A 13,012-nucleotide genomic window follows, 5' to 3' on the forward strand; every position below is an offset into this window, starting at 1 on the left:
GTAACAAGCTACCAACGTATGAGCGCAGTTTAGCCGATTGAACTTTAAAAACCATAGTCCTAATCCGTTTCTTCCCTTTCAACTCGGCGTTACACTGTGCGCCGAACTTTTGAGTAATGGATCTCTTTATGCGTATTCACATCCTCGGGATTTGTGGCACTTTCATGGGCGGACTGGCGATGCTGGCACGCTCGCTGGGACACGAAGTGACCGGCTCAGACGCCAATGTCTATCCGCCGATGAGCACGTTGCTGGAGCAGCAAGGCATTGAATTGACAGAAGGTTACGATGCCAGCCAGCTTGACCATCAACCGGATCTGGTGATCATTGGTAACGCGATGACGCGCGGCAATCCCTGTGTCGAAGCGGTGCTGGAGCGCAACATTCCTTACCTGTCTGGCCCGCAGTGGCTGCACGATTTCGTCTTGCGCGATCGTTGGGTGCTGGCGGTAGCCGGAACGCACGGTAAAACCACCACAGCCGGCATGGCAGCGTGGATTCTCGAGGCCTGCGGCCTTGAACCCGGCTTCATCATCGGTGGGGTGCCAGGAAACTTCGACGTTTCGGCAAAATTAGGAAAAAGTCCATTCTTCGTCATCGAAGCGGATGAGTACGACAGCGCGTTCTTTGATAAGCGTTCCAAGTTTGTGCATTACTGCCCGCGCACGCTGATCCTCAACAACCTCGAATTCGATCACGCGGATATTTTTGACGATCTGCGTGCGATCCAGAAGCAGTTCCATCACCTGATCCGCATCGTGCCGGGCCAGGGAAAAATCCTGCTGCCGGAACACGATAACAACCTTAAGCAAGTGATGGCGATGGGCTGCTGGAGCGAGCAGGAAACCGTTGGCGATAACGGTCACTGGCAGGCGAAAAAGCTGACGCCCGACTCCTCACATTGGGAAATCTGGCTCGACGGCGAGAAAGTCGGCGAAGTGAACTGGGCGTTGGTGGGCGAACACAACATGCATAACGGGCTGATGGCGATTGCGGCCGCACGTCATGTCGGTGTGAAACCGGTGGATGCCGGTGAAGCGCTGAGCAGCTTTATTAATGCCCGGCGTCGCCTTGAGCTGCGTGGTGAAGTGAATGCCATCAAGGTGTATGACGATTTTGCTCACCATCCAACCGCGATTCTCGCCACGCTGGCGGCGCTGCGCAGTAAAGTGGGCGGCACGGCGCGCATTCTGGCGGTACTCGAACCGCGCTCCAATACCATGAAGATGGGTGTGAGCAAGAATGAGCTAGCGCCTTCGCTGGGCCGTGCAGATGAAGTGTTCCTGTTCCAGCCGCACCATATTCCGTGGCAGGTTTCCGATGTGGCAGAAGCATGCATCCAACCGGCGCAGTGGAGTGCGGATATCGATACGCTGGTCGAGATGGTGGCGAAAAAAGCCCAGCCAGGCGATTCAATTCTGGTGATGAGTAACGGCGGGTTTGGTGGTATTCACCAGAAACTGCTGGAGCGGTTAGGGCGGTAATTGTGCGGGTTTCCCCTCATCCCAACCTTCTCCCGCCTGCGGGAGAAGGGGCCGATCGAGCTCCGATGTGACAATGAAGCTCCACCTAAACATTCCCTCGCCCGCTTGCGGGAGAGGGTTAGGGTGAGGGGAAAAGCGCAGAGAACTTAAGCTTCTGCCAGCTCGCGCAGATACTGGAAAATCAGGCGGGCGGATTTTGGTGGTTTGTTCGCGGCTTTCTCTTTCTGCGCGTTGCGGATCATGCTGCGCAGCTGCTGACGATCGGCATGCGGATAGAGGTTAAACACCTCAGCTACGGCATCATCACCCTTCTCGATTAAACGATCGCGCAATATCTCAAGTTTGTGGAACAGCGCAACCTGTTGGTTGTGACGGTTCTTCAGCTTATCCAGCGCCTGACGAATTGGATCTTCATCACGGGAGCGCAGCATCTTACCGATCAGCTGCAGCTGACGGCGACGGCCTTCTTTCTTAATACGCTGCGCCAGTTCAATCGCGTCGCGCAGTTGTTCGTCGAGCGGGATTTTGTCGAGCGAGTTTTTCCCCAGGTCAACGAGCTCGGCGCCAAGGCGTTTTAGCTCTTCGGCATCGCGTTTAATTTCGCTTTTGCTGACCCAGATAATCTCTTCATCTTCTTCGTCATTATTATCCGGCACATCGTCGAGCCAGTCTTCGGGCTGCTTGGTCATCTCATGGCTCCCTAAAAAAAAGAGGCTAATCCTACCAGTTTATCGGGCGACTGCGAAATTGTTCTCTGAGTCTGATAGACTCAATTCATTCATACTTAAGATTAGACGGCAGGTCGATGAACGTATCTACTCAGGTTGCAGAACAACGTAAAGTGTTGGAACAGGCTGTCGCGCAGGCGTTGGAATTGGCAAAAGCCAGCACCGATGGCGCTGAAGTGGCGGTCACGAAAACCACCGGCATCGGCGTCAGTACCCGCTATGGCGAAGTGGAAAACGTCGAATTCAACAGCGATGGTGCGCTTGGCATCACCGTCTACCATCAAAATCGTAAAGGCAGCGCCTCCTCAACCGACCTCAGCCCGGATGCCATCAAACGCACCGTGCAGGCGGCGATCGATATTGCGCGCTACACCTCGGTGGATCCGTTCGGCGCACCGGCCGATCCGGATCTGCTGGCATTTGACGCGCCGGATCTCGATCTTTACCACCCGTGGGAGATCGATGCCGATCGCGCGATCGAACTGGCGGCGCAGGCGGAGCAAGCTTCACTGCAGGCCGACAAGCGCATCACCAATACCGAAGGCGGCAGCTTCAACAGCCACGTCGGTATCAAAGTCTTTGGTAACAGCCACGGCATGCTGCAGAGCTACTGCTCGAGCCGCCATTCGCTCTCCAGCTGCGTCATTGCTGAGCAGGACGGCAATATGGAGCGCGATTACGCGTACACCATTGGCCGCTCGTTTGACGATCTGAAAAGCGCAGATTGGGTCGGTGCAGAGTGCGCCCGTCGTGTGCTGGCACGTCTGGCACCGCGCAAGCTCTCCACCATGAAGGCGCCGGTGATTTTCGCGCCGGAAGTAGCGACCGGCCTGTTTGGCCATCTGGTTGGCATGATCAGCGGCAGCAGCGTCTATCGTAAATCCACCTTCCTGCTCGATTCACTCGGTAAGCAGATTCTGCCAGAGTGGCTGACGATTGAAGAGCACCCACATCTGCTGAAAGGATTGGCTTCCACGCCGTTCGACAGCGAAGGTGTGCGCACCCAATCGCGTGACATCATTAAAGATGGCGTGCTGCAAAACTGGCTACTGACCAGCTACTCGGCGCGTAAGCTGGGCTTGCAAAGCACCGGTCATGCCGGCGGCATCCACAACTGGCGCATTGCCGGTCAGGGCCACAGCTTTGACGACATGCTGAAGCAGATGGGCACCGGTTTAGTGGTCACCGAGATGATGGGTTCCAGCATCAACGGCATGACCGGTGACTATTCACGCGGCGCGTCAGGCTTCTGGGTCGAAAACGGTGAGATTCAATACCCTGTGAGCGAGATCACAATCGCCGGTAACCTCAGGGATATGTGGCTCAATATGGTAACTGTCGGTAACGACATTGAAACCCGCAGCAATATACAATGTGGTTCGGTGCTGCTGCCGGAGATGAAAATCGCCGGACAATAAGAGTCATCGCTTCCTGAAAGCAGCCCATGAGGCTGCTTTTTTTTGGCCCGACAATAATAAAAGGAAATACCAATGCGTAATAAGCATGTGATTGCAATGTTGTCTTTGTCGCTGTTGTTCTCCTCGGCTAGCGTGTTTGCGGCCGATTTAGAAAAAGATATGGACGCGCTTAAGGATGGTCTGAGCGTGGTAAAGAAAACCTCTGACGCGCAGGAGATGCATACCGCGCTGGGCAAAATGCGCCAGGCGGCAACGGATGCAAAACAGTCTACGCCAGAGAAACTGGAAGGAAAGGCTGCCGATAGCGCGGAGATCAAGGATTATCATGCCGGCCTGGATTCGCTGATTGCACAGATCGATGTGGTTGATCAGCTGGCGCAAGCTAACAAGCTGGATGAAGCCAAAACCGAAGCGAAGAAACTGGAAGATATTCGCAACGCCAACCATAAGAAATTCCGCTGATAACCCGGCCAGCCCAGTGGCTGGCCTTATTTCTTCCCACCGTCCCTGTCCGTTTCACCGCTTTAGTCGCTATAAATCCCTCACATCCTGCATTTTGTGACCGATCTCGCACACTCTGTGCGTCCTGAGATCTGACGCACACTCGCCCGTGGGATTTCCACTTTGAGGTGGAAAAGATGCGTCTCAACAGCCTGTAGTGGAAAGCGTAATTTCTTTTCAACGCGAATTATCTGTAATTGTCCGCTGTAAACAGGAGTAACAAGGTGAGGAGTGAAGCTGTCCCGCTGAAACAGAGCACGCCGGAAGCGATTCAGGCGCTGGCGGATAAGGTGTTAAGCCAAATTGCAGCAATCTACGCCGCGCACCATATCGAAGCCAACGCCGTACAACAGCAGATGCTGGCTTCACATGTCCGTGCGATGGCATCGCGCTCCCTGACGGGAGAAGCGCTGCCAGAGGTGGAAGCTGAACTGTTTGAAGATATCTCGCCGGAAACCATGGCGCTGGCGCAGCAGGTCGTTGATCTGTTTGGCAATCTGCCAAAAGAGGAAGCCTGGCTGTTATCGGTCCATATCGAAGTGGCGAAATCCAACGAAGCATAATTTAAGCGAATGACGCGCTTACAGCGCGAATGAAGCGTGAATCGAGAGGAATTGAACATGGTAACTGTAGTGATTGGCGATCGTCTGGGTAAAGGTCAGAAAGTAGCGGCGGGTATCGAAAAAGCCGGTGGTCGTGCGGTAGTCGTCCCAGGCGTGGCAGCCGACATGAAGTTGGGTGACGTGATGAAAGCCGAAAACGCCGATTTCGGCATCTCCTTTTGCGGCAGCGGCGGCGCCGGTGCGATTACCGCGCAGAACAAATATGGCTACAAAGCTAAACACGGTATGCGTTCGATTGACGAAGGCGTCACCGCCATCAACGAAGGTGCCACCGTGCTGGGCTTCGGCTTTATGGATAAAGAAGAGCTGGGTGAGCGTCTGGTGCTGGCCTGGAACAAAAAATACGGCAGCTAAGTATGAAACAGCAATACGAGACCCAGGTAACGGTGCAGGGCAAAGGCGACAGTAAAGCAAAAGCCTTTGCCGATGCGCTGAGTAAGGTGCAGCAGCAAGTGCTGCGCACCAGCCAAAAGATTCTGTTGCGCATTGAACCCATGGATGTGCGGGTGCTGCGCGCGCAGGAGAGTGTGCGAAAGGAGAAGTTTCTGTTCTTCTTCCTCGCGCGCGAGCGACGGAATTACAGCGTTGAGCTGGAGATTACCGTTAGCGTCACCGTGATCGACACCGAGAAGGTTGAATTTACGGCGACCTAAAAGAACCGCCCGACATCGCATGTGTAGGGTAAAAACGACAACAAAGGGTCAACAATATGTTTTTAATCATTTTGTTTAAGTCGTTAATCATTGGTGGATTGGTTGGCGTCGGAGTAGGAGCGGGCGCAGCGCGCATGTTCCACGCACCGACCACCCAAGGTATGGGCGCATTTCGTACCCTGGGTGAACTCAATTCCTGTGAAGGCGATCCGGCATCGCACTTCTCCTTTGGTCTCGGCTTCTTCTTTAACGCCTGGGCATCATCTGTAGCAGCAGGCTCCTTCACGCAGGACGTCGATCACCGCATTCTGCCGAACTGGGGCGCGGCGGCATTGATGGTGAAAAATCGCAACGTGGCAGAAACCCTGCATAACCCGAAACGCATGGCAATCGCCTGCGGCATCATCGGCATGATTGTGGTGGCCTTCCTGAATAGCACCGCATCAGCGGTTCCGGCGGCGCTGCAGGTTACGGCAGTCAAAGTGCTGGTGCCCGCGGCTAACCTGCTGGTGAACACCGTGATGCCGGTCATCTTCTGGCTGGCGGCCATTGATGCCGGTAAGAAATCAGGCTTCTGGGCGACCATTTTTGGTGGTCTGGCGCAGCTGATCATGGGTAACGCAGTGCCAGGTTTGGTGCTCGGCATCCTGATTGGTAAAGGCGTGGAAGAGAGCGGCTGGAACAAAGTCACCAAAGTAATGATGTTCGCCATCGTGCTGCTGTTTGCTTTGAGCGGCTTCTTCCGCGGTTTCGACATGAAACTGCTGCAATCCTTCCAGCTGGGTATTCCGGGCTGGCTGGATATGATCCACAACAGCGTCAGCGGCAAATAAGGAGCCATCAGCATGAACGAGAACGAAAACAAAGGGTTCTGGTACGCCGACTGGTCTTTCCCGATTTTTGTTGGCCTGCTCTCATCCGGCGTGTTTGCCGGTACGCATATGTATTACCTGTACGGTATCGGTGCGTTTAACGAAGTGGCGTTTGTGTCGATGCTGCGTTCCGGTATGGAAACCGGCGTGTACGGCGCGGTCGCGGCGTTTGGCGCCAGCTTCCTGTTCGCGCGCATTATCGAAGGTTCGCTGGTGGGGATTCTCGATATTGGCGGCGCGATCCAGACCGGCGTCGGCCTTGGCGTGCCGGCGCTGCTGCTCGGTGCCGGTATCGTGTTTCCGGTGGCGAACTTTGCCGCCTCACTGGCAACCGGTTTGGTGGTGGGTTTAGCGATTGGTTATCTGATCATCCTGGCGCGTAAGTTCACCATCAACCAGAGCGACTCAACCTACGGCGCAGACGTAATGATGGGCGCGGGTAACGCGTCAGGTCGCTTCCTTGGGCCATTGATTATCCTCTCCGCAATGGCCGCGTCGATCCCCATCGGTCTCGGTTCGCTGGTGGGTGCGCTGTTGTTCTACCTGTGGAATAAGCCAATTACCGGCGGCGCGATTCTTGGCGCGATGGCGCTGGGTGCGATGTTCCCGATTTCGCTGTAATGCCGTAATTCTAACGACCCACACATCTGTAGCGGCGCAATTTATTGCGCGATAAATCGCGCCGCTACGATATGAGCGTTTGTATGAGAGGAGTGAGCATGTTTGATCTGATTCTGCGCCGCGCACGACTGTGCGACGAACAGCTGGTGGATATCGCCATTCAGCACGGCAAAATTGCCGCCGTCGGCGAAGTGAGCGGCGCGGCACAGCAGGAGCGCGATCTCGCGGGACGCTACTACGTCAGCGCTGGCTGGATTGACAGCCACGTGCACTGTTATCCCAAATCCCCGATTTATCACGACGATGCCGATACCATTGGCGTAGCGCAAGGCGTTACCACCGTAGTCGACGCCGGCAGCACCGGCGCCGATGACATCGACGACTTTTACCAGCTCACGCGTTCGGCGACCACCCAAGTACGCGCGCTGATCAACATTTCCCGCACCGGCATTGTGACGCAAAACGAGCTGGCCGATATGGCGCAGATCGATGGCGATGCGGTGGTACAGGCGGTGAAACGTCGCCCCGACTTTATCGTCGGCCTGAAAGCGCGTATGAGCAGTAGCGTGGTAGGCGAAAACGGTATTCAGCCGCTGGTGCGCGCCAAAGCCATTCAGCAGGCGGCGGGTAATCTGCCGTTGATGGTGCACATCGGCAACAATCCGCCGGTGCTGGAGGAGATCGCCGATCTGCTGACGTCTGGCGACATCATTACCCACTGCTTCAACGGCAAACCAAACCGCATCTTATCGCCGCAGGGTGAGCTGAAAGCAGCGGTGAAAAACGCGATGGCGCGCGGCGTGAAGCTGGATATCGGCCACGGCGGAGCCAGCTTCAGTTTCGACGTCGCGCGTCAGGCGATCGCGCAGGGCATTCTGCCCGACACCATCAGCTCCGACATATACTGCCGCAACCGCATTAACGGCCCGGTGCATAGCCTGGCGCACGTGATGTCGAAATTCTTCAGCATTGGCATGACGCTGCCGCAAATTATCGCGTGCGTTACCGCGAATGCTGCCGCGGGCCTGCGCCTGACGGGCAAAGGGCGCTTAACCGCAGGTTATGACGCCGACCTGACCATTTTTACCGTCAAAGAGGAAACCCGCCCGTTCGTCGATGCTGAAGGCGAACAGGTTTTGGGTGAGCAACATGTGCTGCCACTGGCCGTGGTTATCGCGGGTCACTGGCATTTGACTGATGAAGGGAAAGCCAATCATGTCTTCGATTTATGAAAAATATGACCTGAAACAGGTCATCAATGCGTCTGGCCGTATGACGATTCTCGGCGTTTCCACGCCATCTGCTGATGTGGTTGATACCGTTAGCTATGGCTTGAATCACTACTTTGAGATGAAAGATCTGGTCAACAAGACCGGCGCTTACATCGCCAAACTGCTGGAGGTGGAAAACGCGGTGGTGGTGTCGTGCGCCTCAGCGGGCATCGCGCAGAGCGTGGCGGCGGTGATCGTTAAGGACAATGACTGGCTGCTGGAAAATCTGCACGCCGCGCCGCTCAACGTACCGCACGATATCGTGGTGCCAAAAGGGCACAACGTGAACTTTGGCGCACCGGTTGGCACCATGGTGGCCCTGGGCGGCGGTCGCCTGATCGAAGCCGGTTACAGCAACGAATGTTCGCCAGAGCAACTGGCGGCCGCGATTACGCCGACCACGGCGGCGCTGATGTATATCAAATCGCACCACTGTGTGCAGAAAAGCCATCTGAGTGTGGAGCAGGCGGCGGTCGTGGCGCGCCAACATGGTATCCCATTGATCGTCGATGCGGCAGCTGAGGAAGATTTGCAGTGCTACTACCAAATGGGCGCTGACTTGGTGATTTACAGCGGTGCCAAGGCGATTGAAGGGCCAACCAGCGGTTTGGTGATTGGCCGCACGCAGTACGTTGAGTGGGTGAAGCGTCAAAGCAACGGCATTGGCCGCGCGATGAAAGTCGGCAAAGAGGGCATCCTCGGTCTGACACAAGCGATTGAAAACTATCTGGTGCAGCCGAAAACCACCGGTGCCGAGATGGTGGCTAACATGACGCCCTTTATCGATAACCTCAACACCCTGAACGGCGTAAGCGCACGCGTGGTGTGGGATGCGGCGGGACGCGATATCGCGCGTGCCGAAATTAAGTTCGATGAAGCGGTCACCGGTTGGCCCACCGGCGAACTGGTGCAGGCGCTGAAAACCGGCGACATCGCCATCTATTTCCGTGGCTACAAAGCCAATGAAGGCATTATCGAAGCCGATGTGCGCAGCGTCAGCGCCGATCAGCTACACATCATCTTTAGCGCTATCCAGGCGTTGATCAACGGAGGAGCGCGCGCATGAGTCTCAACCCAAATTTCTATCAGGGCCGCCTGTGCCTGAACGTGCTGGCCGGTTCGAAACAAAATGCGCATGAAATCTGGCAGGCTGCCGAAGGTCATGTGTTGGTTGGCGTGCTGTCAAAAAACTACGCCAGCAATGAAGAAGCGATTGCCGACATGCGCGAGTACGCGGCGCTGATCGACAATGCGCTGTCAGTGGGCTTAGGCGCAGGCGATCCGAATCAGTCGGCGATGGTGAGTGAAATCTCGGCAGTTTTGCAGCCGCAGCACGTTAATCAGGTGTTCACCGGCGTGGCGACCAGCCGTGCGCTGCTCGGCCAGAGCCAAACCGTGGTGAATGGCTTGATTTCACCTACCGGCACGCCGGGCTTGGTAAAAATCTCCACCGGTCCGCGCAGCTCGCAGGGCACCGACGCGATTGTGCCGATTGATAGCGCCATCGCCATGCTGCAGGACATGGGCGGCAGCTCGGTGAAGTACTTCCCGATGGGCGGCCTGAAAGCGGTGAATGAGTATCGCGCGGTGGCGGAAGCCTGTGCGCGTCACGACTTCTGGCTGGAGCCAACCGGCGGCATCGACCTCGCTAATTTCGAAGAGATTGTGCGTATCGCGCTCGACGCGGGCGTCAGCAAAGTGATCCCGCACGTCTACAGTTCGATTATCGATAGCGCAACGGGCGACACGCGCATTGACGATGTGCGTCAGCTTCTGGCAACGTGCAAGAAACTGCTGTAACAAATGAGTAACAGGTGAGCTCCGTGAGATTTCCCAATCAGCGTCTGACCCAGCTTTTCGCTGCGCTGCAAAATGAAACGCTGCCGCAGGATGAGCTGGCACGCCGCTTTTCCGTTTCAACGCGCACGGTGCGCACCGATATCACCGCGCTAAACGCGCTGCTGGAGCAGCACGGCGCCCAGTTTGTGCTGGCGCGCGGCGCGGGATATCAGCTCAAAATTGACGATGCGGCGCGTTTTGGCCGGCTGCAGGAAGAGAGCGCCACGCCGTTGCGGGTGCCGCGCACTTCACAGGAGCGGGTGCGCTATCTGCTGACACGCTTCCTCACCGCCGCTTATTCCATCAAGCTGGAAGATCTGTCGGAAGAGTGGTTTGTCAGCCGCGCCACGCTGCAAAGCGACATGGCGGAAGTACGCGAATGGCTGGGCCGCTATCACCTCAATATTGAAACCAAACCGCATTACGGCATGAAGCTGTTTGGTAGCGAGGCTGCAATCCGCACCTGCTTAACTGATTTGCTGTGGCAAATCGACCAGGAGACGCCAGACAGTCCGCTGCTGACCGTGGAAGCGCTGCACAGCGGCATTCTGGCCCAGCTTGAACCATTGCTGCAGCAGTGCTTTGCCCAACATGCCATTCGCCTCAGTGATGAGGGCGATCGCTATCTGCAAATCTACTGCGCGGTGGCAGTGCGACGCATCAGCGAAGGCTTCCCGCTCAACGATCCGGGCGCGGAAGATGTGGGCGACGAAGTGCGCGACGCGGCGCAGGATCTGATCAATCTGATGCGTCCGTTGGTCGGCAAGCCGATTTCACAGGCGGAAGAGAACTGGCTGCGAGTCAACATCGCCGCGCGTCAGATTCAGGCGCTGGCACCCAGCACCATCAACGCCGATGATGCTGATGCGCTGGTCGATTACCTGCTGAATTACATCAATACCCATTACAACTATCGGCTGCAGCACGATGAGCAGCTACGCGCCGATCTGCTCACTCATATCAAAACCATGATCACCCGGGTGCGTTATCAGATTCATATTCCCAATCCGCTGCTGAGCAACATTAAACAGCACTATCCGATGGCCTACGATGTGACGCTGGCAGCAGTGACCAGCTGGGGAAAATACACGCCTTACACCATTAGTGAGAACGAAATCGGTTTCCTGGTGCTGCATATCGGCGTCGGGCTGGAGCGGCATTATGACGTCGGCTATCAGCGCCATCCGCAGGTGCTGCTGGTGTGCGACAGCGGCAACTCGACGCTGCGTATGATTGAAGCGCTACTGTTGCGTAAGTATCCGCAGCTGGTGGTGACAGCGCGGCTATCACAGCGCGACTATGAGCTGCGCCAGCATATCGATGAAGACTTTGTGATCTCTACCGCGCGGCTGACGGAGAAGAACAAGCCGATTGCCGTGATGTCGCCATTCCCCACTGAATTCCAGCTTGAGCAGCTTGGCAAGCTGGTATTGGTGGATCGTACGCGTCCTTACATGCTGGAGAAGTACTTCGACGCGCAGCACTTTATGGTGCTGGATAAGCCGATGGCGCAGTCGGATCTGTTCCGTCTGCTGTGCGATCAGCTGCAAGCTGAAGGCTATGTCGATGCGGATTTCTTTCCGTCGGTTGAGGAACGTGAAGCGATCGTCAGTACCATGCTGGGCGAAGGCATTGCGCTGCCGCACTCATTGGGTTTACTGGCGCAGAAAACCGTGGTGTACACGGTACTGGCCCCGCACGGCGTAAGCTGGGGCGAGGAGACGGCATCGGTGATTTTCCTGCTGGCGATCAGCAAGAGCGAATATGAAGAGGCAATGGCGATTTACGATCTGTTCGTCACCTTCCTGCGCGAAAGGGCGATGGCGCGTCTGCGTGATTGCGCCGATTTTGTCAGTTTTAAAGCGGTGGCGATCGATTGTTTGAGCCGGTTGTGAGGGATTGTGCCCGCCGTCCCCCATCCCGGCCTTCCCCCGCAAGCGGGGGAAGGAGACGCTGCCACATGCAGCTTCAGCACTGACATATGGCAGCATCTTCCTCCCCCATTTATGGGGGAGGACCGAGGAGGGGGACAGCCAGAACCTACTTAACCGCGTTTCGCCAGCAACCGGGGGATCTCGCGCAAACACCAGGCTTTGGCTTCGCCCATGCTGTCACGGCGCCACGCCATAATTATGTCTACTTCACGCGTATACTCCGCGCTCACCACACGTAAACGGCCTTCCGCAATATCCTGCTCCACCATCGGATACGGCATGGTCGCGACGCCCAAACCGGCTAACAGCGCACGACGTTTATCGTCCATGCTGCTTACCGTCAGGCGCTGCTGCTTATCCAGCAGCTGCACCGTGAGCACCGGACGTTCACGTGCGGTATCTGCCACCGCGATGCCGCGGTATTTCACGCGCGTCACTTCGGAGAGCGGTTCCGCTTCCTGATGAATCGGGTGATCCGGGCTGGCAACATACACGCTCATAATGCTGTAGAGCTTGCGGGTATTGATCTCGGTCGAGGCGCGAAAATGCATATCCGGCGCAATCACGATATCCGCGCGCCCTTGCTCCAGCCGCTCCCAGGCACCCGCTAACACCTCGGTGACCAGCGAAATCTGCGTGTTGGCTTTTTCTGACAGCTTCTCGACTAAGGGAAACAGACGATCGGTGGGAACCAGCGCCTCGGCAACGATGGTGAGATGTGTCTCCCAACCGCGTGCCAACGCTTCGGCATCGGTGGTGAGTTTATCGGCGGCTTCCAGCAGGACGCGACCACGTTCCAGCAGCATGCGCCCGACGTTAGTGAACTTGGTGCGGTGACCTGAGCGGTCAAACAGCACCACATCCAGCTCTTCCTCCAGCTTCTGCATGGTGTAGCTCAAAGCGGAAGGGACGCGGCCCAGTTCATCGGCCGCAGCGGCAAAACTGCCACGACGGTCAATCGCATCCATCACACGTAAAGCTTCGAGTGTTAACGCGCGGTCTTTTGCCATGCCGATTCTCTGTCAGTAAATTTGAACATGCCAGGCAGATTAACTGGCTTACAATCCG

14 protein-coding genes are annotated in these 13,012 nt (G+C 56.4%); 12 read left to right on the plus strand and 2 right to left on the minus strand.

Features of this window, described 5'->3' with window-relative positions:
• The first annotated feature begins 128 nt into the window (after window positions 1–128).
• Window positions 129–1,484: a UDP-N-acetylmuramate:L-alanyl-gamma-D-glutamyl-meso-diaminopimelate ligase gene (gene mpl, locus WFL93_RS19215; RefSeq protein WP_007892179.1), complete on the plus strand. Its 1,356-nt coding sequence runs from the start codon at window positions 129–131 to the stop codon at window positions 1,482–1,484.
• A gap of 146 nt (window positions 1,485–1,630) precedes the next feature.
• On the opposite strand, the gene yjgA is transcribed toward mpl, so the two are convergent.
• Window positions 1,631–2,173 carry a ribosome biogenesis factor YjgA gene (yjgA, locus tag WFL93_RS19220; protein WP_049851252.1) on the minus strand — a complete coding sequence of 181 codons (543 nt, stop codon included), beginning with the start codon at window positions 2,171–2,173 and terminating at the stop codon, window positions 1,631–1,633.
• A 116-nt stretch (window positions 2,174–2,289) separates the two neighbouring features.
• Between yjgA and pmbA the strand changes: the two genes are divergently transcribed.
• The 11 genes from pmbA to WFL93_RS19275 all read left to right on the plus strand — a co-directional run bounded on the left by pmbA (window position 2,290) and on the right by WFL93_RS19275 (window position 11,905).
• On the plus strand, window positions 2,290–3,630 hold the full coding sequence (gene pmbA / locus WFL93_RS19225) for a metalloprotease PmbA (protein ID WP_007892182.1): 1,341 nt from the start codon (window positions 2,290–2,292) through the stop codon (window positions 3,628–3,630).
• A 72-nt stretch (window positions 3,631–3,702) separates the two neighbouring features.
• Entirely contained in the window at window positions 3,703–4,092 is a 390-nt protein-coding gene (cybC, locus tag WFL93_RS19230) for a cytochrome b562 (RefSeq protein WP_007892184.1), read from the plus strand.
• Window positions 4,093–4,355: 263 nt separating this feature from the next.
• A complete protein-coding gene (locus WFL93_RS19235; protein WP_007892186.1) occupies window positions 4,356–4,694 on the plus strand; it encodes a glycine dehydrogenase in 339 nt (112 codons plus the stop codon).
• 51 nt (window positions 4,695–4,745) lie between these two features.
• Complete coding sequence (locus tag WFL93_RS19240) at window positions 4,746–5,108, plus strand: SFCGS family glycine-rich protein (protein WP_085982498.1); 363 nt, start codon at window positions 4,746–4,748, stop codon at window positions 5,106–5,108.
• Window positions 5,109–5,110: 2 nt separating this feature from the next.
• A complete protein-coding gene (locus tag WFL93_RS19245) occupies window positions 5,111–5,407 on the plus strand; it encodes a DUF4312 family protein (RefSeq protein ID WP_007892189.1) in 297 nt (98 codons plus the stop codon).
• 56 nt (window positions 5,408–5,463) lie between these two features.
• Window positions 5,464–6,240 (plus strand): DUF4311 domain-containing protein, encoded by a 777-nt coding sequence (locus WFL93_RS19250; RefSeq protein ID WP_007892190.1) that lies wholly within the window; start codon window positions 5,464–5,466, stop codon window positions 6,238–6,240.
• Between the two features lie 12 nt (window positions 6,241–6,252).
• Complete coding sequence (locus WFL93_RS19255) at window positions 6,253–6,900, plus strand: DUF4310 family protein (RefSeq protein WP_007892191.1); 648 nt, start codon at window positions 6,253–6,255, stop codon at window positions 6,898–6,900.
• 98 nt (window positions 6,901–6,998) lie between these two features.
• Window positions 6,999–8,132, plus strand: a complete 1,134-nt coding sequence (locus tag WFL93_RS19260; RefSeq protein WP_336778805.1) for an amidohydrolase/deacetylase family metallohydrolase — start codon at window positions 6,999–7,001, stop codon at window positions 8,130–8,132.
• A complete protein-coding gene (locus WFL93_RS19265; RefSeq protein WP_336778806.1) occupies window positions 8,116–9,237 on the plus strand; it encodes a DgaE family pyridoxal phosphate-dependent ammonia lyase in 1,122 nt (373 codons plus the stop codon). Before WFL93_RS19260 ends, WFL93_RS19265 begins: the two co-directional genes overlap by 17 nt.
• A complete protein-coding gene (dagF, locus tag WFL93_RS19270) occupies window positions 9,234–9,971 on the plus strand; it encodes a 2-dehydro-3-deoxy-phosphogluconate aldolase (protein ID WP_007892194.1) in 738 nt (245 codons plus the stop codon). The genes WFL93_RS19265 and dagF overlap by 4 nt, the downstream gene beginning before the upstream one ends.
• Before the next feature lie 23 nt (window positions 9,972–9,994).
• Window positions 9,995–11,905 (plus strand): BglG family transcription antiterminator, encoded by a 1,911-nt coding sequence (locus tag WFL93_RS19275; protein WP_336778807.1) that lies wholly within the window; start codon window positions 9,995–9,997, stop codon window positions 11,903–11,905.
• A gap of 149 nt (window positions 11,906–12,054) precedes the next feature.
• On the opposite strand, the gene WFL93_RS19280 is transcribed toward WFL93_RS19275, so the two are convergent.
• Window positions 12,055–12,954, minus strand: coding sequence for a LysR family transcriptional regulator (locus WFL93_RS19280; protein WP_007890349.1), 900 nt, complete (start codon window positions 12,952–12,954; stop codon window positions 12,055–12,057).
• Between the last annotated feature and the right edge of the window lie 58 nt (window positions 12,955–13,012).

It is taken from the genome of Pantoea sp. USHLN256 (genome assembly GCF_037149875.1).
GTDB lineage: Bacteria > Pseudomonadota > Gammaproteobacteria > Enterobacterales > Enterobacteriaceae > Pantoea > Pantoea nemavictus.